At 42.2% G+C, this 21,865-nt stretch carries 20 protein-coding genes and 1 pseudogene; 10 read left to right on the forward strand and 11 right to left on the reverse strand.

Annotated elements, in window-relative coordinates; all coding sequences use genetic code 11:
- Positions 1–100: 100 nt before the first annotated feature.
- The gene (locus MgSA37_RS21885; RefSeq protein ID WP_096355011.1) at positions 101–1,741 is read right to left on the reverse strand and encodes a M28 family metallopeptidase; all 1,641 of its coding nucleotides are present in this window, start codon (positions 1,739–1,741) and stop codon (positions 101–103) included.
- Between the two features lie 192 nt (positions 1,742–1,933).
- On the opposite strand from MgSA37_RS21885, the gene MgSA37_RS21890 reads away from it, so the two are divergent.
- From MgSA37_RS21890 to MgSA37_RS21900, 3 genes are all read left to right on the forward strand, one after another.
- Entirely contained in the window at positions 1,934–2,293 is a 360-nt protein-coding gene (locus MgSA37_RS21890; RefSeq protein WP_096355013.1) for a hypothetical protein, read from the forward strand.
- 88 nt (positions 2,294–2,381) lie between these two features.
- Entirely contained in the window at positions 2,382–3,074 is a 693-nt protein-coding gene (locus tag MgSA37_RS21895) for an SIMPL domain-containing protein (protein ID WP_096355015.1), read from the forward strand.
- Positions 3,075–3,430: 356 nt separating this feature from the next.
- Positions 3,431–3,844, forward strand: coding sequence for a hypothetical protein (locus tag MgSA37_RS21900; RefSeq protein ID WP_096355017.1), 414 nt, complete (start codon positions 3,431–3,433; stop codon positions 3,842–3,844).
- 4 nt (positions 3,845–3,848) lie between these two features.
- On the opposite strand, the gene serS is transcribed toward MgSA37_RS21900, so the two are convergent.
- The gene (serS, locus tag MgSA37_RS21905; RefSeq protein WP_096355019.1) at positions 3,849–5,120 is read right to left on the reverse strand and encodes a serine--tRNA ligase; all 1,272 of its coding nucleotides are present in this window, start codon (positions 5,118–5,120) and stop codon (positions 3,849–3,851) included.
- A 123-nt stretch (positions 5,121–5,243) separates the two neighbouring features.
- Between serS and rsmI the strand changes: the two are divergent.
- The 4 genes and pseudogenes from rsmI to lnt all read left to right on the forward strand — a co-directional run bounded on the left by rsmI (position 5,244) and on the right by lnt (position 8,634).
- Positions 5,244–5,914, forward strand: a pseudogene (rsmI, locus tag MgSA37_RS21910) (16S rRNA (cytidine(1402)-2'-O)-methyltransferase).
- Between the two features lie 92 nt (positions 5,915–6,006).
- The gene (locus tag MgSA37_RS21915; protein WP_096355021.1) at positions 6,007–6,369 is read left to right on the forward strand and encodes a hypothetical protein; all 363 of its coding nucleotides are present in this window, start codon (positions 6,007–6,009) and stop codon (positions 6,367–6,369) included.
- 65 nt (positions 6,370–6,434) lie between these two features.
- Positions 6,435–6,956 carry a DUF1572 domain-containing protein gene (locus MgSA37_RS21920; RefSeq protein WP_096355023.1) on the forward strand — a complete coding sequence of 174 codons (522 nt, stop codon included), beginning with the start codon at positions 6,435–6,437 and terminating at the stop codon, positions 6,954–6,956.
- Between the two features lie 67 nt (positions 6,957–7,023).
- Positions 7,024–8,634 (forward strand): apolipoprotein N-acyltransferase, encoded by a 1,611-nt coding sequence (gene lnt / locus MgSA37_RS21925; RefSeq protein WP_096355026.1) that lies wholly within the window; start codon positions 7,024–7,026, stop codon positions 8,632–8,634.
- Positions 8,635–8,668: 34 nt separating this feature from the next.
- Here lnt and MgSA37_RS21930 read toward each other — a convergent pair whose 3' ends face one another.
- The gene (locus MgSA37_RS21930) at positions 8,669–9,526 is read right to left on the reverse strand and encodes an N-acetylglucosamine kinase (RefSeq protein WP_096355028.1); all 858 of its coding nucleotides are present in this window, start codon (positions 9,524–9,526) and stop codon (positions 8,669–8,671) included.
- Entirely contained in the window at positions 9,523–9,903 is a 381-nt protein-coding gene (locus MgSA37_RS21935; RefSeq protein ID WP_096355030.1) for a response regulator, read from the reverse strand. Before MgSA37_RS21935 ends, MgSA37_RS21930 begins: the two co-directional genes overlap by 4 nt.
- Positions 9,904–10,224: 321 nt before the next feature.
- On the opposite strand from MgSA37_RS21935, the gene MgSA37_RS21940 reads away from it, so the two are divergent.
- Both MgSA37_RS21940 and MgSA37_RS28385 read left to right on the forward strand, forming a co-directional pair.
- Positions 10,225–12,033 (forward strand): M61 family metallopeptidase, encoded by a 1,809-nt coding sequence (locus MgSA37_RS21940; protein ID WP_096357665.1) that lies wholly within the window; start codon positions 10,225–10,227, stop codon positions 12,031–12,033.
- A gap of 106 nt (positions 12,034–12,139) precedes the next feature.
- Entirely contained in the window at positions 12,140–12,295 is a 156-nt protein-coding gene (locus tag MgSA37_RS28385; protein WP_157750677.1) for a lmo0937 family membrane protein, read from the forward strand.
- Between the two features lie 77 nt (positions 12,296–12,372).
- Here the strand turns inward: MgSA37_RS28385 and MgSA37_RS21945 are convergent, their stop codons facing one another.
- The 6 genes from MgSA37_RS21945 to MgSA37_RS21970 form a co-directional block, all read right to left on the reverse strand.
- Positions 12,373–12,945 (reverse strand): YciE/YciF ferroxidase family protein, encoded by a 573-nt coding sequence (locus tag MgSA37_RS21945; protein ID WP_096355032.1) that lies wholly within the window; start codon positions 12,943–12,945, stop codon positions 12,373–12,375.
- 56 nt (positions 12,946–13,001) lie between these two features.
- A complete protein-coding gene (gene ligD, locus MgSA37_RS21950) occupies positions 13,002–15,506 on the reverse strand; it encodes a DNA ligase D (RefSeq protein WP_096355034.1) in 2,505 nt (834 codons plus the stop codon).
- A 1-nt stretch (position 15,507) separates the two neighbouring features.
- On the reverse strand, positions 15,508–16,278 hold the full coding sequence (gene ku / locus MgSA37_RS21955) for a non-homologous end joining protein Ku (RefSeq protein ID WP_096355036.1): 771 nt from the start codon (positions 16,276–16,278) through the stop codon (positions 15,508–15,510).
- A gap of 137 nt (positions 16,279–16,415) precedes the next feature.
- Positions 16,416–16,814 carry a hypothetical protein gene (locus MgSA37_RS21960; protein ID WP_096355038.1) on the reverse strand — a complete coding sequence of 133 codons (399 nt, stop codon included), beginning with the start codon at positions 16,812–16,814 and terminating at the stop codon, positions 16,416–16,418.
- Between the two features lie 764 nt (positions 16,815–17,578).
- On the reverse strand, positions 17,579–19,015 hold the full coding sequence (locus MgSA37_RS21965) for a glycosyl hydrolase 53 family protein (RefSeq protein WP_096355040.1): 1,437 nt from the start codon (positions 19,013–19,015) through the stop codon (positions 17,579–17,581).
- Between the two features lie 145 nt (positions 19,016–19,160).
- A complete protein-coding gene (locus MgSA37_RS21970; protein ID WP_096355042.1) occupies positions 19,161–20,117 on the reverse strand; it encodes a nitrilase family protein in 957 nt (318 codons plus the stop codon).
- A 157-nt stretch (positions 20,118–20,274) separates the two neighbouring features.
- On the opposite strand from MgSA37_RS21970, the gene MgSA37_RS21975 reads away from it, so the two are divergent.
- Complete coding sequence (locus MgSA37_RS21975) at positions 20,275–21,264, forward strand: family 43 glycosylhydrolase (protein WP_096355044.1); 990 nt, start codon at positions 20,275–20,277, stop codon at positions 21,262–21,264.
- Between the two features lie 5 nt (positions 21,265–21,269).
- On the opposite strand, the gene MgSA37_RS21980 is transcribed toward MgSA37_RS21975, so the two are convergent.
- A complete protein-coding gene (locus tag MgSA37_RS21980; RefSeq protein WP_096355046.1) occupies positions 21,270–21,863 on the reverse strand; it encodes a cupin domain-containing protein in 594 nt (197 codons plus the stop codon).
- Positions 21,864–21,865: the final 2 nt, after the last annotated feature.

Below are 21,865 nucleotides of genomic sequence, written 5' to 3' on the forward strand. Positions count from 1 at the left end.
TCAACTGAAAAACTCCCCGAATCTATCATATTGAACAGAAGGTGAAAGGTAAAAGCACCATCGCTTCACACCTTTCACCTTTTCCCTTTCAGCTTTATCCTTATTTTCCCATTGACTTTTCACGGACCGCTTTAAACTCAGAGCCATTTTTCCAACCAGGGAAAGTACTTTCATTCGCCAGTTTATCACCTACTTTAAACAGCATATTGGCTACCTCCGCCATCCCGCCAGCATCCATGCCCGGCGAATAGTTATCTGATGGCTGATGGTAATGCTTATCCCCATATTCTTTTTGCCTGGCTTTGCCCCAGGCTTCACCATGCGTAATACTTTCGGCCCCATTGTTCATATCCAACGCCGGTACACCCACCTTCGCAAAATTAAAATGATCAGACCTGTAGTAGCCGCCTGCGCCGGGGTTTTTATCGCCGGTAACCTTTTTGCCGTCTTGTTTTGCAAAATCTGCTACATAATCTTCCAGGTTGTTCTGCCCCTTACCCGCAATGGAAAAATCATTGGTTTCGCCATAGGCCCCCAGCGCGTCCATGTTAAGGTCAGCCACAGTTTTATTTAAGGGATAAATAGGATGCGTGGCATAATATTCCGAACCCAGCAGGCCCTGTTCTTCCCCTGTTACTGCTAAAAACACTACAGATCTTTGGGGTTTCTCCTTTAATTGCATAAACCGCCTGGCTTCGCTTAATACTGCAGCTACGCCGCTGGCATTATCAACTGCCCCATTATAAATGCTATCACCTTTTGCATCGGGTTTACCAATGCCCAGGTGATCCCAATGTGCGGTATAAAGAATGCATTCTTCAGGACGGGCGCTTCCCTTTAGTACAGCGATCACGTTGTGTGAGGTTGAATATTTTAATTTATTTTGAATAGTAAGCGTAGCATCCAGGTTTAACGGCATAGCTTTAAAATCCCTTTTACGCGCGATAGCCCTGAAATCGCCCGCTACACCCGCTGCTGCAAATAGCTTTTTGGCTGCTTCTTCGGTTATCCAGCCTTCAACTTTACATCTTGAAAGATGTTTATCTGATTGTTGTAAATATAGCTTTGCTCCTGTAAAACTATTGGCTACAACGCTCCAGTCATAACTTGCCGGCTCAGTTTGATGCACTATGATGATTCCAGCAGCCCCCTGCCGCGCTGCTTCTTCGTATTTATAGGTCCAGCGACCATAATAGGTCATGGTATCGCCTTTAAATAAGGTACGGTCGCCCGATTTAAAGCCAGGGTCGTTCACCAATACCACAACCGTTTTACCTTTAAGGTCCAGCCCCGCATAATCATTCCATTTATATTCAGGGGCAACAATGCCATATCCCGCAAATACCAGCGGGGAGTTTTTTAACTGCACCGTATCCAGTTCGCGCCGTGTTGAAGCCACAAAATCGGCCAGGTAATTCAGGCTGAAAGGTTGTTTTCCTCCCGATATTTCCATAGTGCCCACAGGCTTGCTGGTCACTTCAACCATAGGCACCTCCTGGAAATAACTGCCATTATTCCCCGGCTCAAGGCCCATATTTTTAAACTCCGATGAAATGTAGGCGATGGCCTTAGTTTCACCCACAGTAAATGGCTTCCGGCCAAGCAATGAATCATCTGCCAATACTGCTATATGGCTTTTTATTTCGTCGCCCGTTATGGGATTGCCCTTGTCGTGACTTTTGCATGCGGCCAGGACAGCGGTTATGCCAAAAGTTAAAAGGAAAGAATATTTTATTTTCATTTCGGTCAGTTTCGCCGAATGTAACAAAAATTCCCTTTATTTAAACGCAGGCGTAGCCGATCAAAAACGAACACCCCGCTGTATCAAAATGATACGTAGCGGGGCATATCATTACATAAAACACTGAAGTACAGCAATATAAAACAACGGCACATAGTTTGTGCAATAATATACAGTTAACACAAAATCAAAATGAGCAGTAAAAAACAACCTGAACGCCGTACATTTTTACAGGATCGTTTTGATATCCTGATCAAAAGGCAAAAATCGGGAAAGGCAACATTTAGTGAATTAACTGAACTGGATGAAATTGTAAACCGCGACCCGGAATTAAGGGAAAAAGTTATTCGTGAAAGTATGCTGACGGAAGGATATGATGACTTTGAAGAGCCAATGAACCATCCTCAAAATGAAGAGCCTGTTTTACAACAAGTAAAAAGACGAAGTTTATTAAGCCACATAAAATCACTAATAACCCGCATTTTCAATTCGCAAATTATTACGGTAAAAACCGGTAACGTTATACTGCGATCGGCACTTTTGTCATTCTGAAAAAATCACCCGCCAATATCTTTAGTTTACGTTGCGTACAAATAGATTTATTTTCGGTAATTTGGCAGAAACCTTAAAACTATAATTCATGAAAAAAATCATTTTACTGGCAGCCCTGATTGCATTTGTTTTTTCCGCCTTTTCGCAAACAGTTGACCTTCGCCGCAAAATTGAAGTTAGTGGATCCGCTGAGCAGGAAGTTACGCCTGATATTATCAACGTTACTGTATCCCTGCAGGAGTACATGAGTGGTAAAACCAAAATCACCATTGATGAATTGGAGAATCAGCTTGAAAGCGCTGTTAAGGATGCCGGCATTCCCAAAGAAGACTTCACTGTAAACAACTTGTTCTCTTACAATAATTATTATCAAAAGAAAAAGTCGCCAGATTTTTTAGCGGCAAAACAATACAGGATCCGCTTTCATGATCTTAACAAATATAACCAGATAATAGCGGCCGTTGACGCTAAAGGCATATCCTCAACAAATATTGATAGTTACGATTATTCGAAAATGCCGGAAGTAAAACGCCAGGTAAAAATACAAGCTTTGTTGGCCGCTAAAGAAAAAGCGACTTACCTTTTAAACAGCCTGGGCGAAAAACTGGGCCCAGTGATCAGCATCAATGAAACCGAAACCCCAATCCAGAATTACTTTAGTCCTAATATGTACTCAAACACAGTGATGGCCTACAATAAGAGCGAGTCGACTTCGGATATTGATTTTAAGAAAATAAAATTAAGTTATCAGATAAATGCTGTCTTTGAGATTTCGAATTAAGGTGTTGAAAACCCGGGGCCATTTATAAAAGTATTTTTAAACAGTTCTGTTTGCAAATTATAAATCCCTCAAAAAAAATTGCATTTCACGAAGAATTTTTAATTGTATAATGCAATTTCTTTGTTATACAAGTGTTAATAACTTTTAAGCCGGAACATCAACCACTACCCTTTATTGCGTTTTGGATACAATATTTTCTTATTGGTTAATTTAATATAAAAAACACACTCCTTTTGTGAAGTTTTGTGCCCAATATTAAAAAAATATTAAGTTTTTATTTTCTTTCCCATTGATTGATAAGCACTTGACAATTTGAAAATTACCATTTATCTTTAGTGACCCTAATAGATTTAAGCATGATCCGTACACGCTTCAGGAAGGTAATACTTGTTGCCCCTGAAATCTTCGATGAACATTTAATCGCTGGTTATACCAACGTTAAACACGTGTCTGTTGCAACCAATATATTCCCCTCTATTTTTGAATCCTACCCCGAGCTGATTATATTTGATCATGATTTTTTAGGAAGGGACCTGGAAAAAATTCTGCGCCGGATCCAAACAAATAAGTTCTACAATAAAATCAAACTTTACTGTTATAAAAATGATGCCAACGAAAAAACGGATAGTTTCCTGAAAGTTCTTGGCGTTGATCAGTTTATCTACAAGGCCGACCTGGCCAAGGTCCATCAACAAAAAACGGTGCTAAACACCGTCAATGATATGATCGATCACTCGATCATTAAACTTGTTGCCGGTGTAAGCAACTAAACGCTTAATCTATCCACTCAAACTTTGTGTACGGAACCAATACCTCGGGTACTTTTATGCCATTTTCCGTCTGGTAGTTTTCCAATATCGTTGCTACAATACGTGGCAAGGCCAATGCACTGCCATTAAGCGTGTGGGCCAACTGGGTTTTTCCTTCAGCATTGCGGAAACGGAGTTTTAAACGGTAGCTCTGGAAAGTTTCGAAGTTTGAAACAGACGAAACCTCGAGCCAGCGCTGCTGCGCCGCACTCCATGTTTCCAGGTCATAAGTAAGCGCGGAGCCGAAACCCATATCTCCGCCGCAAAGGCGCAATACGCGGTATGGCAGTCCTAATTTTTGTAATAAACCCTGTACATGGCTCACCATCTCCTCCAATAACGCGTATGAATTATCCGGGTGGGCGATTTGCACAATCTCCACCTTATCAAACTGGTGCAGTCTGTTCAAGCCACGTACGTGGGCGCCATATGAGCCTGCTTCCCTGCGGAAGCAAGGGGTATGGCCGCAATTTTTTACGGGCAACTCATCGGCCTTTAAAATAACATCACGGTAAAGGTTAGTGATGGGCACTTCTGCAGTCGGGATCAGGTACAGGTTATCCAAACCCACGTAGTACATTTGCCCTTCTTTATCCGGCAACTGGCTGGTGCCAAAACCCGAGGCTTCATTCACCATTAAAGGCACACTTACTTCGCTGAAACCTGCTTTTTCAGCCTCGTCAATAAAGTAATTAATGAGGGCACGCTGCAATTTGGCGCCTTTGTTTTTATATACCGGGAAACCCGCGCCTGTTATTTTAACACCAAGCTCAAAATCAATCAGGTTATATTTGGCGGCAAGTTCCCAATGTGGCAATGCGTTTGCAGGCAGGTGCGGCATAGCGCCGCTTTCAAGCACAACTTCATTCTCCTCGGGGGTAAGCCCTTTCGGTACCGAACTATGAGGTAAATTGGGCAGCAATACCTGTTTCTGGTATAATTCATCCTCGATAGTTGAAAGCTGCTCGCCTAAAGTCTTGATATCTTCTTTCCAGGTACCGGTTTTTGATTTGAGCACCTCGGCTTCTTCTTTCTTGCCGGCCCGCATCAGTTCACCAATCTGTTTTGCTGCAGCATTTGCTTCCGCCGAAACATTATCCAAACTGGTTTGTGTTTGACGGCGCTTATCATCCAATTGAATAATTTCATCAACCAAAGCGGGCTGTTTAAAATTTTTTACAGCCAAACGTTCCAAAACCTGTTCCCTGTTATCGCGGATATAATTAACTTGCAGCATTATTTTTAATTTTAGGCAAAGATATAATCAGTTGGCGGTTTGCAGTGTGTAGTTAGCAGTTTTTTTGTTTACCCTTTCAACTGCCTACTGCCAACTTCAAACTGCCAACTTCAAACAAAAAGAATGAGTGGAAAATTATACCTGGTTCCCACCCCGATAGGTAACCTGGAGGATATGACCTTCAGGGCAATCAGGGTTTTAAAAGAAGCCGACCTCATCCTGGCCGAGGATACGCGCACATCGGCGCCATTGCTGAAGCATTTTGATATCCATCAAAAGGTATTTGCACACCATCAGCATAACGAGCACCAATCGACCAACGAGATCATCCGTTTTTTAAAGGAAGGAAAAATATTGCGCTGATTTCGGATGCGGGCACCCCAGCGATATCCGATCCAGGCTTTTACCTGGTAAGGGAAGCATTGAAAAATGAAATTGCGGTGGAATGCCTGCCCGGCGCTACCGCGTTTGTTCCGGCCCTTGTCAACTCGGGGTTCCCTACCGACCGGTTTTGTTTTGAAGGGTTCTTACCGGTAAAAAAAGGACGCCAAACCCGCTATAAAACTTTAGCAACTGAAGAACGCACCATCATCTTATATGAATCGCCGCACCGGTTATTAAAAACACTGGACGAAATGGCTACCTATTTCGGAGCTGAAAGGCAGATCTCCGTTTCCCGCGAGTTGACAAAAATGTTTGAAGAAACTGTTAGAGGAACGGTAACCGAAGTAAAAACTTATTTTGAAACACATCCTTTGAAGGGTGAGTTTGTGATTTGTGTAGGCCCCCTCTAAATTGCAAAGCAATCATGAACACCGATAAAAAGCAATAAACCAGTGAATAATCCCCCCCGGTAGGAGAGACTTTTTTATATTACCTATAAAGCATGACACACATCGCCAAAAATGACGAGCTTTTAAATTACTTATCCGGAGATAAAAGTTTAATAAGTGCATCAATAAGCAGGTTCGATATTTTTTATGCTAATCATAAATTAAATATTGATGTTTATATTACCTTATTGTATTCAAAGGATGAAAAAGACCTAAAAATACAATTTCAAAATGTATCTCAATATGGCATGTTCTACACCTCAGATCATTATTTTTACTATATAGAACGGTACAAATTTTTTAAGTCCGATAAAGGGTACTATATTAGTTTTGACCCTTTCGAGGAAAATAGGGAAATTCAGGTTGAAGACAATAACTTTATTTTAGCCGACAATATGGAAGGCTATTTTTTGTAATAAATAAAACAAGTCTTAACGTCTCCCCTGCCGGGGGAGATTTAGAGGGGGCTGGAAGGGCTTTTATGAAAGAATATTTAACCAGCGCAATCAAACGCTTTGAATATTATAAAACACTTGCCGAACAGACTTTCGCCCAGGTTAATGACGAAAGCTTGTTTTGGCTATATAATGAGGAAAGCAATAGCATAGCCATGATCGTTCAGCACCTGGCAGGCAATATGCTTTCCCGCTGGACAGATTTTTTAACCAGCGATGGCGAAAAAGATTGGCGAAACCGTGATGCAGAGTTTGAAAATGCGATTACCAATCGAGCTGAATTGTTGACGCAATGGAATAAAGGATGGGATTGCCTCTTCAATGCCTTAAATTCAATCGGCGATGATGATTGGGAAAAGGATATTTATATCCGCAATGAGCGCCACAGCCTGGTGGATGCCATTAACCGGCAATTGTCACATTACCCTTATCATGTTGGGCAGATTGTTTTTATTGGGAAAATGATCGCCGGGGCTGATTGGCATTCGCTATCTATACCAAAAGGAAAATCGGGATCGTTCAATTCAGAAAAATTTAAAAAGCAGTAAGTACACCTTTAATAAACTATTAAAAATAATTGCGTCATTTGCAGCGTTTCCACGGGATATTATTTCAATGAAAAAAAACATACTGTTAGCAACGCTTTCCGGTTTACTACTTTGGATTGGCTGGCCGCCTACGCATTACACAACTTTTTTATTATTTGTGGGATTAGTACCGATGCTGGTTGCTATTGAAAGCATTATTCAATCCAACGCAAGCAAAAAAGGTAAAAAAATATTCGGCACCGCTTTTATCGGCTTTTTTGTTTGGAACATTCTATCTATTTTCTGGGTTTACAATTCTTTAAAAGTGATTGGTGAGGTGGTGGCCGTACCTGTTTCATTTATACCTTACTCCTTAGGGCCACTGTTAATGGCGACTGCTTGCTGGCTGTATTACCGGTTACGGTTAATAACAAACCGCAACTTCAGTTTATTTGGATTGATTTGTTTTTGGATAGCTTACGAATACCTGAATCAAAGCTGGGATCTTAAATTCCCCTGGATGACATTGGGTAATGGTTTGGCGGTCTCGCACCAATGGGTGCAATGGTATGAATATACCGGGGTATATGGCGGCACGCTTTGGATCTGGACGATAAACATCCTATTATTTTTAGTTTACACGGGGTTAAAAGAGGGGCAAAACAAATTCTCAAGATTAAAACTGATCACTGTATTTGTTCTGGTTTTAATACTGCCTGTAAGCTACTCACTGTTCACTTATTATAATTACCACGAGCAAAACAACCCCTCAAATATTGTGGTGGCACAACCCAATATAGACCCCTATGCAAAGGAATCAACAATGCCTGCATCATTGCAATTGAGTATATTAACCCATATTTCCGATTCGCTGGGACAGGCCAACACCGAGTTTTTTATCTGGCCGGAAACTGCCATTGCAGAAGAGATCAACGAGGATAATATCCGCACCAATACCTACTTTTTGCAAGCGCAGCATTTTTTAAACAAGTATAAAAATGGCAATTTATTAACCGGCGCCGAGACCTATAAGATCTATAATAACCAGGCCACGCCAACGGCAGCTTACGACGAAGAGCATAATATATATTCTGATAGTTTCAACACCGCTATAAACATTGAGAACTCTGCCGAGGTACAATTCTATCATAAATCCAAACTGGTTCCGGGTGTTGAGGCATTGCCTTTCCCATCAGCATTGGCGTTTTTAAAACCTGTTTTTGCACATTTGGGCGGGGCCACAGGCAGCTATGCCGGCCAAAAAGATCCGGGTGTTTTTTATGCGCAAAGTGGCATTGGCGTTACACCGGCAATTTGCTACGAAACGCTTTGGGGCGGATGGATAGCGGAATCGGTAAAAAAAGGTTCACAATTTATTGCCATTATCACTAACGATGGCTGGTGGGAAGACACCCCCGGCAAAGACCAGCACCTGGATTATGCCAAACTCCGCGCCATTGAAACCCGCAGATGGGTTTGCCGATCGGCCAATACCGGCATTTCAGCTTTCATTGACCAGCGAGGCGATGTGGTGCAGCAAACCAAATGGTGGGTACGTACGGCTATCAAACAAGATATCAATCTCAACTCGGATATTACTTTTTACGTGCAATATGGAGATTACCTGGCCAAAATTGGTAGCCTGCTGGCGTTATTGGGGATAGTTTTTATTGGTATAAAAATGGCAATCCGAAAATAAGCTGACTTAAAACTTCCGACTCGAGACTTTAGGCTTACTCCCCACCTTCCCTGCTCAAAATAAATTCCATCAAATCATGGATTGGCTGGCGGATGATCTTACCAACATGCACGCCGTTTTCTTTACAGGCCGCTTTCAGCTCATCCGAAAAAACAAAGGCTATCGAACCCACAAAATGGCATTTAAATTTATAGTATTGAGGGTACCACTTTATATTGGTTTCAATAAATTCAACCATGCCTTTATGCAAAAGGTTTTGCGCGTAGTTTGTACTTCTTATTTTTGTCAGAAATTTACTAAACGCCGCCAGGTACGAATTTGGATTAGGGGTTTGATAAACATTCCTGATCACTATTTCCTTGGTAATATGGTAATCTTCATCAAATTTAGCACTGATATCCAACGGCATATTACCGTATAAAAAATCAGTAATCAAAGCCTTGCCGAACCATGAACCTGACCCTTCATCGCCCAAAACAAAACCTAAACCATGCTGACCGGAATGGATTTCGGCCCCATCAAAGTATGAAATATTTGAACCCGTGCCCAAAACACAACAAAGGCCTTTTTCGGCTCCGCAGGTGGCATAGGCACTGCCAAGAAGGTCACTATCTACACTGATATATGATTTATTAAATAATTGGCTAAGGGCATTGGAAACGATCTCGTGCCTGTCCGGGCTGGAGCAGCCTGCCCCAAAAAAATAAATTTCTGTGATCTCAGGGGCATAGGCAATCATATCGGCTGCCTGCTCCTGTAAAATTTTTACGATCTCTTTTTCGGTTAAAAAATATGGGTTAAGCCCGGATGTTCTAAATTGCTTTACTTCACCCGTTGAAAGTTTAAGCAACCAGTCTGTTTTTGACGACCCGCTATCAGCTACCAAGATCATTGGCTAAGTTCTTCGAGTGCTTTTTGAGTAAGTGGTTTATGAATAAACTGGGTAATATATTTATTATCGGTTGATTTCCGCATATCCAGCGGGTCAAGAGATGATGAAAGCATAAATATTTTGATACCGGATTTGTCGATATCTATTTTGTCATAGTCTTCCAAAAATTCGAACCCACCCATGCCAGGCATCCTTACATCCAGGAAAATAACATCGGGTTTGATTGTTCCGTTGCTTAACGCGCTTATAGCCTCCTGTGCCGAACGCACCACTGTAATATTGTCGGCGAAGTTGCTGGCTTCCAAAATTTTACGCGTAACAAAATTGTCGATGTAATTGTCGTCGATCAACAAACAGTTTTTAAATCGGTTAGCCATTGAGTTCAAAAATAGCTTTTTCAGTCAATTTAAAAAATTCTGTGCCGCTTTTTATTTTTTTACGCTGATTACACCGATTGTTTTGTGATCACACCGATTTTTCGCCGACCAAAATTGGTGATATTTGACGGCCAAACGCAGTCAACTACTCACTTAATCAACCTAATCAACTCCCCATTGTGTCAGGTATTTTACAAATCTTTCCGGGCCCGGACAGTAAAATTTTAATAAATTGCCCCTCATAGTTTTTAAGTAAACTAAATATTCAACTTTTTGATTAATTATTCCCGGGTTACCGGGTTTCAAAACCTGCTCATCTCAATGAAAACAATTAAGTTAGCGCCCGTTTTATTAATAATGGTATTTTTTATGGATGTTAATACAAGTAAAGCAACCCAAACAACTGGAGCTACCCATATTGCATATACAGTAACTTTCCCTGAGGCTCAGGCGCACTACGCGGATATTGAAATGAATATTTCAGGCCTGCACCAAAACGGCCTTGACCTTAAAATGCCGGTTTGGACACCGGGATCGTACCTGGTGCGGGAGTTTGCAAAAAACATCGAATCTTTCAACGTATCGGCAAATGGCAAAACCCTGGCATCACCCAAAACCAGCAAAAACTGCTGGCATGTCAACACCGCCGGATTATCGGCCATAAACGTTAAATACAGGGTTTATTGTTTTGAGATCTCGGTACGTACCAGTTTTGTTGATGCCTCGCATGGATTCCTTTCAACAACGGGCATTTTTATTTATCCTGATAAAATGCTGCACCTGCCATCAACCGTTCATATTGTACCTTACAAGGGCTGGACAAAGGTGTCCACAAGTTTGGATATGGTAAATAATGATCCGTTTACCCGCTATTCGCCCAATTTCGATATTCTTTTTGATTCGCCCATTGAAATTGGCAACCAGGATGTTTTTGGTTTTGATGCTGCTGGTGTAAAGTATGAAGTGTGTATGGTTGGCGGCGGAAATTATGACAAAGAACGCCTTAAAACCGACATGGCCAAAATAGTTGAAACAGAAACCAATGTTTTTGGCGAAAACCCTAACAAACATTATGTTTTTATTGTCCATAATTACCTCCGCGGCGGTGGTGGTTTAGAACATTTAAGCTCTACCACTTTGGGCGCTTCAAGAGATAGTTATGCCACCGAAAGCGGGTACCGCAACTTTTTGGGACTTGTTGCCCATGAACATTTTCACTTATGGAATGTAAAACGTCTGCGTCCTTTTGTGCTCGGGCCCTTTGACTATGATAAAGAAAATTACACTACTGACCTTTGGATAGCCGAAGGTTTTACGGCTTATTACCAGAACCGGGTTTTGCGCCACGCGAACCTGGTAACACCTGATATTTTCCTGACCACCGTAGCCGCAGAAATGAGCGTAATGGAAAACCAGCCGGGCGCCAAAATTCAACCCTTAGCAGAAGCAAGTTATGATGCCTGGATAAAAGCCTACCGCCCGAACGAAAATTCAATTAACTCCACCATTTCATACTACGATAAAGGGGCGGAAGTGGCCACCCTGCTCGACCTGGAGATCATCAATGATTCTAAAGGAAAATACTGCCTTAATGATGTGATGAAATATATGTATAATACTTATTACAAAGGAAAAAAACGCGGTTATAAGGACATTGAATTTAAACATGGGCTTGAGAAATTTGCAGGCAAAAACCTGGATGATTTTTATGCTAAATATGTAACCGGCCTTGCCCCTATTGATTACAATCACTACCTGGGATACGCCGGTTATAAAGTTACCGACGAGTTGGTTTCTACCAATGATCCAACGCTCGGTATCACCTTTGCCGCTAACAATCCTAAAAAAATAATTTCTTCAGTGCTTCGTGGTAGCGCGGCATGGATTGACGGCATTAATGTGAATGACGAACTCACAGCAGTTGACGGCGCACCGGTGACTGATGCAGCCACCATACTAAACGGCAAAAAACCGGGCGATAAAATTACCGTAACAGTTTTACGCGACGGCCTGCCACTAACACTTCCGGTTACCCTGCTGAGGAACAACAAGGTTAATTTTAAAGTAGAAGCACTACCCAACCCAACGCCGCAACAACTTGTGGTACAGAAGAAATGGTTGGGCTTGTAGATTGGTTGGTTAATGGAGTCGACTAAGTTTTTCTTCGTCCTGCAAAACATTTTAGGTGCATTGGTGATTATAGTATCTATAAGTCATTAACTAACATACAGCTACCATGAACTCAATATTATACCTCGTGGCCTTTATCCTGGTGATATTGTGGGCCATCGGATTTTTTTTTATGGCCATAGGCGGCTTAATCCACATTTTACTGATCATTGCGCTTATTTCTATTGTGCTTGGGCTGATCAGGAGACCAACAGCAATTTAGACTCATCCGATGAGCAATGACAAAAAAAGCTACCCTACTTGGATAGCTTTTTTGTTATTGCTGCCATGTGCTTAATGTTATTCGCTTTCGTGGGCTCCTTTTTGATTAATGCTGTTTTCCGCTATTTTGCTCAGCATGTTATCAGCATTTTTTTCCTCCTGCAAAGTAGCATCCAACAGGCTTGCGGCTTCAGTGTAGCCCAATACGGTGGCCAGCGTCTTTAAAGTCCCATAGGACGCTATCTCGTAATGTTCAACTTTTTGAGCGGCTGAAATAATGCCGGCGTCCCTGGTAAAGCTGCCTTTCTTTGTTTCCGAAATTATTTCTTCTCCTTCTTTAATCAACCCGGCCATCGCTTCGCATTTTTTTGCCACTGCTTTTTCATCGATAGACTCAAAAGCGCTTTCAAGCCGCGTCACATGATTTTCCGTTTCGTTTAGGTGATTTTCAATAGCAGTGCGCAACTCGTCAGATGTTGCAGCTTTCGCCATTTTCGGCAGTGCGGATACCAGGTGTTTTTCTGCCCAGTAAATATCCTTTAATTCGTCGATAAACAATTCATTTAATGCAGATTCTTCTACTCCGGGAGTTTCAACTGCGTTTTTTTGTTTAGTTTTTATGATTTGATGTTTGTAGTGTCTCCTAAACATTAATCATACCAACATTTCTCAATTAGAAATTTATTTAATTATAAAGATTTAAATATTCATTTTTTCAATAATTCCAGGGCTTTTTTCAAGTCTGCCTTTGTATTTGTCAGCTCCTTCCAAGGGTCATTGATCTTTTTTACACGATCTTTCATATTAAAAATCGTATAGTCGGATAACTTAAGGTCGTAGTTCACTTCACTCCATTTGAGCGGAGCTGAAACGGTAGCACCGGGCCTTGGCCGTACCGAATAGGGGCAAGCCACCGTTTGGCCCCGGCGGTTTTGCAAAAAATCGATATAGACTTTATTTTTTCGTTTGGCTGGGCTCCGTTCAACGCTGGTAGTGTCAGGCAGTTCAGTGTGTATCAAATTTGCTGCGTATTCTGCAAACATTTTAACAAAGTCATAGTCGTATTTAGCACCCAGGTAGCAATAAATATGCAGGCCTTTTGATCCGGACGTTTTTATAAAAACCTCCAGTTTCATGCGTTCAAAAATTTCTTTTGTTTTTAGTGCCGCATCAACGGCATAGCTAAACGGCACATCATGCGGATCAAGATCAATAACTATATAATCCGGATTCTCCGGCGTTTTATATGAACTAAGCCATGGATTGATCTCGATGCAGCCTAAATTCACCATATACAAAAGCGTGGCAGCACCATCGCCTATAATGTAATGTATGTGCTTATCATTACTTTCTGAATAAAGCGATTCGGTTTTAATAAAATCGGGCAGGTGAGCGGTATCCGTATCTTTTTGAAAAAAACCGGGGTCGCCGGTACCGTTTGGCTGCCGGCGCATGGATATAGGTTTATCCTTTAAATAAGGAACTATCCAATCAGCCATGTCCCTGTAATAATTAATAAGCTGCCCCTTGGTTATCCCCTCTTCCTTCCAGAATACCTTATTCAGGTGGGTGACTTTCAAATTTTTGCGACCGATGGTGATAACCTCCTCGTCGGCCAGCTGTGTATCGGGTGTTTCCATAATTACCTTTTCTGATTTTTTATCCATCCTTAAACCTTTGAATACCGGGTGCCGCAGATGCTTATCAGCCGTCCATTCAGCATACCATACTTCGCAAACCAATTTTGGTTTTATCCAGGTTATTTTGTTCCGCCGGATTATTTTTTCTTCAAAAGGTTTTTTATCGGTTTCCAGCGGGTGCATTTTTTCATAAAGCTCCTTAATACCGGCCTCATTAAAACCTGTACCGCAGTTGCCGATATATTGCATTTTATCGCCGGGCTTAATGCCCAGGATCAACGAGCCAAAATATTTGCGCGAACCTTCAGGAGCTGTGTACCCGCAAATAATTGCCTCCTGCGAATTTTGAAGTTTAAACTTCAGCCAGTGATCAGTACGTTTGCCACTGTTATAGTAACTATGGCTATCCTTTCCTATTATTCCCTCCCATCCTTCTTTCTTCGCCTTTTCCAAATAAACAGTTCCCTTTCCTTCGATATGATCATTATAAATAATGTCCTTCGAATCAATCGACTTCAGTAAAGATTTTAACAATTCTTTCCTCCTGACCAGCTCCATCCCACGCAAGTCGTGCCCGTCAAAGTTCAGCAGGTCAAAAACATAATACTTTAGCTTCAATTCGCGGGTATCGCCCTCATATTGCTGTATATCCTGGAAACTACTTTTGCCACTTTTGTCTTCAATAACCAATTCCCCATCCAAAATGGCCTTTTGCGGAACGGACTTCAACTCATCCACTATCTTACTATAGTCCTTGCTAAAATCAATGTCGTTGCGCGAGATGAGCCGGGCTTTACTGCCTGTATATCCTATAGCCCGGTAGCCATCCAGTTTGCGCTCAAATATCCAGTCGTCGCTATCAAATACTTTCGGCGCCAGTTTTGCCATCATGGGGGTATAGGGTTTACCGGCAGTCGCCTCATTATCAGCAGCTATGGCTGCTTCGCCGTCTTCAACGTTCTTTTCTTTGGTTTTTATTTTTTTTGATAAAGGCAGAGTTGTCGCCTCCCCGTGTTTGTTGTTTTTTAGCGCCTTTATCTTTTCGGGCACCAGGTCTTCGCTGTTAAAATGCCGTTGGGCAAATTCATCGTTATGCTTAATCAGCAGCCACGAATTATCTTCAGCGTTATGCAGCTTTACCAGGGCAAATTCTCCTTTTAAAATTTCGCCCTTCAGCCTGAATTTTAAATTACCTGATTTTAGCCCGGCCCGCAATGTTTTTACATCGTCTTCCCGGTTTTCAGCCAGCGACGTATATGTTCCCTTGTCCCAGATTAAAACTACTCCGGCCCCGTAATTTCCCTGGGGTATAACGCCTTCAAAGTTGCGGTAATCATAGGGATGGTCTTCCACCATCATGGCTAAACGTTTGTCGTTCGGATCCATTGAGGGGCCTTTTGGTACGGCCCAGCTTTTCAGTACGCCATCAAGTTCGAGCCTGAAATCATAATGCAGGTGCGAAGCATGATGCCGCTGTACCACGAAGGATAAAGTTTTCGTTTTGCTTTTGCCGCTTTTTGGTTCGGCAGTCTTCTTAAAATCACGCTTTCTGAAATAATCAAGCAAACTCATATCAAGCTCCTTTCTTGCTATTAAGGCTTTGCATCAGTTGTTCGTACAGGTCGTCGCCGGTAGCTTTGGCAGGTTTCATTTTTTTAACAGTTGCCCTTTTACCTTTCGCTTTGGCCTTAATGATCTTTAAAAGCTCATTATTATATTCATCTTTAAATTTCGAAACGTCAAAATGTTCAGCATATTGGTTGATGAGCGCCATGCCGACGTCCAGCTCCTTCTTGCTTACTGCAACGTCTTTTGCTACATTCAGGTCATCCATGCTGCGGATCTCCTGCGCAAAACGGATGCGGGTTACTACCAGCACATGTTCCACCGGGTGTACAATGCAAAGCGACTCTGTGGTACGCAATACAAACCTGGCCAGGCCGGCTTTTTTTGATTTCACCAACGCCTCAACCAGCAGGGCATATGCTTTATTATTTTTAGCGTCCGGTTCGGCGTAATAGGAAGTTTCGTAATACATGGGGTTAACATCGCCGATATCCACAAAGCTTTCTATCTCGATGACCTTGCTTTTTTCGGGCGCTGCATCTTCAAAATCCTGATCGTCTACTATTACATAATCGTCGTTCAGTTTATAGCCTTTAACAATTTCATCGTAAGGCACTTCTTTATGTGTATTTTCATTAACGCGCTGGTAACGGATATGCGCATGATCGCGACCATCCAGCATATCAAAATCCAGCGAACTGCTTTGAACCGCTGAATATAATTTAACCGGGATACTAACCAGGCCAAAGCCAAGTGAACCTTTCCAGATAGGTCTCATAGGTAGATGTTTATACGTAAATATAACTCAAAAAAAGCGAGCGGGTTCAGAATAAATTTAACTGCCCTGCCTGGCAGGTTGACGGGGTATTAGGCAGATCTTAGTTGCAGCCGGCTATGGTTACCGAGCCGTTAGATTCAACCAATATCCCTTAGCTCCGCGTTAAGTTCATTATCTTGCGCTAAAACAGGCTGATGATCGTAATTTTTCAGCGGGCGAAGCCTTGTTTCAGCAGGCATATTATAATTTTCAACTATTTCCTCCTCATTCCGTTGCGGGATGGGTGTTTCGCGGGCATAGCTATAACCCAATCTCTTATTTTCCTCTTCAATAAAATTAAACAAATCGCCAAGGCATGCGTAAACAGCCCGTAAATATTTAAAGTTGGTGGATGTAAGGACTTTCCCCGGATCATCCGGCCCTTTACCCGGTTCACAAAAATTAAGCTTTGTGATGATGCCATTTACAAGTTCGGCATTAAATTTCCCTTCGTTATGCCATGATAGGGTGTTTTTTACTTCTCTGAAATGATCCATTTTCTCAGTAATTTTTTGTCATTTAAAAACGCATTTAACATCCACACAATTAACTCAATACGATGGCGTCTGCTATTATTTCTCATCAATGGCTATGCCAATAAACAAATCAGCTTGTTTTTTCATGCCTTCATTTAAAAGGTTAGCGCCCGGCTCAATTGAGAAAGGATTTGTGCCGGGATCCGGTTTATCAAAGAATGAAATCGTAAATTTAAGTGTAGTATTTCGTATACATCTAGTAGTCTAAATAAAGAAGGCAATGGTCGAAATAAAACAAAACCAGCTATAGAAACGGGCACTTCAATGGGATCTGCTTAACCCTCTTCTCTCCACGAAAAGAAAGCCTGCCGTTTACTGCCTTTGCGGCTGCCCGGGCAAACCGATATGCTTAAACAACCAGGTAAGCGCAAAGCCCGAAAAAGCTGCCTTTAAGTCCTTTAAGAACTGGTGGCAAAATCGGCTGAATTTTAAAGAATATTTTTCCGGATCGAACAACAATATATTACCTTTAGTAAACTAATTATACCATGAATCCGTCAACAAGCATAATCTTATGGACCACATTGTCTTTTATAACGTTATTGGTGGTAGTTTACTTTGTCATAAAGGCTTTAAGAAAAATTTTACGTTAAACAAAAACTTAATAGATAGATTCACGAAATTTAACCCGGGTCGTTTGTTTTTTAAAGCCCTGATAGAGGGCTTTGCCGTTTAAAGACTTTGTAAATCCTAATACTTCAGTTAAATCGAAAAAGTCAGTTAAATCAGTGATTCAGATACTTCCCCGCTATCTCCGGGTAAACCACATCCAGGTAATCATTGGCTTTGCCATCTTTATCAAAAATGCCTTCCCAGGTGCTTAGTGGTTCCCAAATAAAAGAACCTACGGCCTTGCCATTGGGCACATTGAAGGCAATATCGTTTACTTCACGTTTAAGCTGCGAGTATTCGGCAACCATTACCTGCTGCGGGTAGCGTTTGGCAAGGTCGGCCATATTGTATTTCAGGTCGGCAGGGGTACCGTGCCATTTGGGGTAGTAAGAAAGGCCTATCACATCAAAAGGCACGTTTCGCTCTTTCATATTATCCAAAAAGAACCTGGCTTCGGCATTTTGGCCCCCCAAAGCAATATGCAGCATAATAATAGTATTCGGACTAACTTTTTGAACACCCTTCACACCTTCGTATATCAGCTGTGCCAGGCTATCCAGGCTGCCAATGGCGCCGTCGGGCCATACCATACCATGGTTAATTTCGTTGCCTACCTGTACCATATCGGGCGCGGTGCCCTGGTCTTTTAACTGCTGCATTACATCAACGGTATAGTTATAAAGGGATGTTTTAACCGCCGGGAAATCTTCGCCAGCCCAGGCGGCGGGTTTATTTTGCTGTTGCGGATCGGCCCAGTAATCGCTGTAATGAAAATCGAGCAAAAACTTCATCCCTGCGGCTTTTATTCGCTTGGCCATTTGTTTGGTATGCTCAAGGTCGCAAAAACCTTTCACCGGCGAATAGCCTTTAGGCTGTGCCGGGTCGACAAAGATCCGCAGCCGGATGTAGTTAAACCCATGCGCTTTCATGATCTCCATAGCGTCACCCTGAACACCTTTGTCGGAAAATTTCATACCGCGGCTTTCCAGTTGCGGTAAAAAGGAAATATCGGCGCCCAATATTTTATCAGTAACTTTTTTCGGTTTGTATTTATCGCGTGTAACTACGTGCGCTATTCCTAATTGCACCGTGTGGATCTCGGTTGAGCCCGTGTATAAACTATCAGCTTTGGCTTCGAGTTTAATTTTACTTAGCGTTGTTCCGGCACGTAAGATTAACCGGCAGCTGCCATGCACGTTTATCTGCCAGCTAGTGTCCGTATGCGGTATGGCTGCAAAATCACCGGCATCCATTATGTTTACAATTTTGGCATCGCCACTTAAATGCAATACAACAGGGATTTGCGCATTTGCAAGGCTATCCCCCTTGCTATCAATAATTTTAACATTTATCAGGGCCTCATCCTTACCATTAGCAATCATCGTGGTTTTGTAAGGGGTTATCTGAATTTCGGAAGGTACGCCCGGAGGTTTTGGCTTCCATCGGTTTTGCTGAGCTTGCAGCGTGCCGGCAGCAAATAACATTAAAAAAACTAACAGTCCGCAACGTTTAAGTCCGGGGAAAGGTATGGTATACATATTATGTAACATAACGGTTTGAATTGGTAGGTTAAAGGTAAATTTAAAATGTAATTATGACAATTATTTTAACAGGAAAGCGGCTTTCTATCCAATTTTTTACAAAGAGCGAAAAAATGATTTGTGTTTCACGCCATTGTTATTGGCGTCTGTGTATTTAGTTGTTTTTAGTAAGCCATACCACTTTTTGTTCCGGTACGTGGTCTCTCCCTATAATATCTTTGTATAAATCCGGTCGCCTGGCTTTCCGGTAGCGGTAACCACCTGCCAGTTCCAGTTTATCAGGTGTTAGTGTTGCTATCGCGATATCATTATCCAGTTTACGGCATTCAGCAATGATATCGCCGTAAGGGTCGATGATCATTGAGCATCCGTTTTTCAGTTGTTCGCCGTCCATGCCTATCGCATTAGCAAAAACTGCATAAACAGCATTGTCATAGGCCCGTGCGGGCAGCCATTTCATCAGCCATTCCCTTCCCTTGGGGCCATCAAACTCCTGGCGCAGCGAGGTGGGGTCGGCGACCCTGTTTTCCCATAACTCGGGATCGACAAAACCGGCCCCCGGCCGGGTTGATGGGGTACACATGGTAACATGCGGCATAAAAATAATCTCGGCGCCAAGTAAAGCCGTAGCCCTTACATTTTCAATAACGTTATTATCATAGCAGATTAATATTCCGCATTTCCATCCGCAAAGATCAAATACTACATATTCATTTCCGGGAGTGATATGTGCATTGATAAAGGGGTGCAGTTTACGATATTTGGCTACCAGCCCGTTTTTATCCACGCAAACGTAAGGCTTGTAAATTTTATTATCGGCATCCTTCTCAAAAAGCCCTGCCAAAACTACGATGTTATATGCCGCCGCAATGTCGGTTAACCTTTTAACCGATGGCCCATCCGGGATAAACTCGGCCATATCCAGCATTTGCTGCTTCGAAAAATTAAGCGCAAATGAATAGCCGGTAATTGAGCATTCATGAAAAGCAATAACTTCTGCGCCTTCGCCGGCAGCTTTTGCAGCAAGCTGGCGGATGGTTTCCAGGTTAGCTTCTTTATCGCCGCTTTTGTGCTCAAATTGGGCGGTAGCGATTTTCAGCATGTTCTTCATAGGCTTTTTAATAAATTAAATGTTATTTCAATCTACCAAGGTAAGTTTTAAGCAGTAATTTATAATGTTCCGGCACAAAAAATCCGTACCCCTTTTAATGTCAAACGGCATTATAAATTAACTGTTATATTTACATTTTTATTATTGAAATAACCATATGTTACGCGAGATTTTTAAGTTCAAAAATAAAAGGTCATGGTCAGTTATATTGCTGACCATATTGGTATCAGGCATACATTTAAAAACCACCGCCCAACAAAATTTCATTAAAAACCCCATTGCAAGGGGGTATTTTGCCGACCCGACCATTATTAAGGATAAGGGCACCTGGTATATCTACGCCACCATCGATCCATGGGGCAGCGATGAGTTAGGTGTTTTGGCAACCAAAGATTTTAAAACTTTCACCCAAAAACATATCAACTGGCCTACCAAAAAAGCCTGCACCAGTTCAACGTCGAACGGATCAATGGTATGGGCGCCATCCATCCGAAAAGTCAATGGATTGTTTTACATGTATGTGGCGGTTGGCAGCGAAGTTTGGGCAGGCGTAAGTGAACACCCGCTGGGCCCCTGGCGCAACGCAAAACCTGATAATACACCTTTAGTTACTGCAAAAGATTATCCGGCAGTACATAACATCGACCCGGATTGTTTTATTGATGACGACGGGCAGGCCTACCTGTACTGGGGCTCTGGCTTCAATTGGATAAACGGGCATTGTATGGCGGTAAAACTAAAAAAAGACATGGTAACCTTTGATGGCACGCCAATGGACATTACCCCGCCCCACTATTTCGAAGCGCCGCACATGGTAAAGCGCAACGGCATCTATTACCTGATGTATTCTTACGGAAAAGCGATCGACGCCAGCTACCAGGTTCGCTATTCAACCGGGAAGACTCCTTCGGGTCCGTGGACAGAAGGCGTGTATGACCCTATTCTTTCCACCGCGGCTGACAGCAGTACTTACGGCCCTGGTCATCACACCGTTTTTAAAGTAAACAAACAATATTATATCCTGTACCACCGCATCCACCCACAAAAAAAGGATTATGTATTAAGGGAGCTTTGTTTGGATAGCTTAAATTTTGACGCCAAAGGCAATATCCTTAAAATAGATCCGGCAGGAGTTAAGGCATTTTAAATTTTCTATATAAACCGGTACTGCAAAACAGCGGTAACATGGGATGTTACCAATTTTATATCGTGCTTCTTATGCAAAGGGATCTCAACAAAATCGCCGGGACCTAAGGCATAAAAGTCTTCGCCGATAGTGCATTCGCAGCGACCCTGCAAAATGAAAAAACTTTCCAGCATATCGCCATGTTCTTCTTCTGGTACATTTACTTTGCTGATCACGAGCATTTGCTGAACGTCCTCATCGTCTCTTATCAGGTGGCTAACAAAATCTGCTACCGGCTCATCAGGAATTAAGTGAGAAAATAAACTTATCCAGGGTTCGGGGTCGCAAGCATGACGAATTACCGGGAGATCATCCATATTCAGCATCCCGGGGTCATCAAATCCAAGTGCCAAAAGCACTTTTTGTTTAACCGAAGGGTTGGGCTCGATAGCATTTAAATTCGCCAGTTTCTCCATGGCGTTTTCTATAGCCGTCAATTCTGCTTTAATATCCGGGTAAAGCATTGTCATCTGGATGAGGTGCGCCTCTTCTTCTTCACTTAGCAAACCCAGGCAATACTCTTCTAAAACACCGCTTTCAATATACTTCCCTGTATCCATCT

It is taken from the genome of Mucilaginibacter gotjawali (genome assembly GCF_002355435.1).
GTDB classification, from domain to species: domain Bacteria; phylum Bacteroidota; class Bacteroidia; order Sphingobacteriales; family Sphingobacteriaceae; genus Mucilaginibacter; species Mucilaginibacter gotjawali.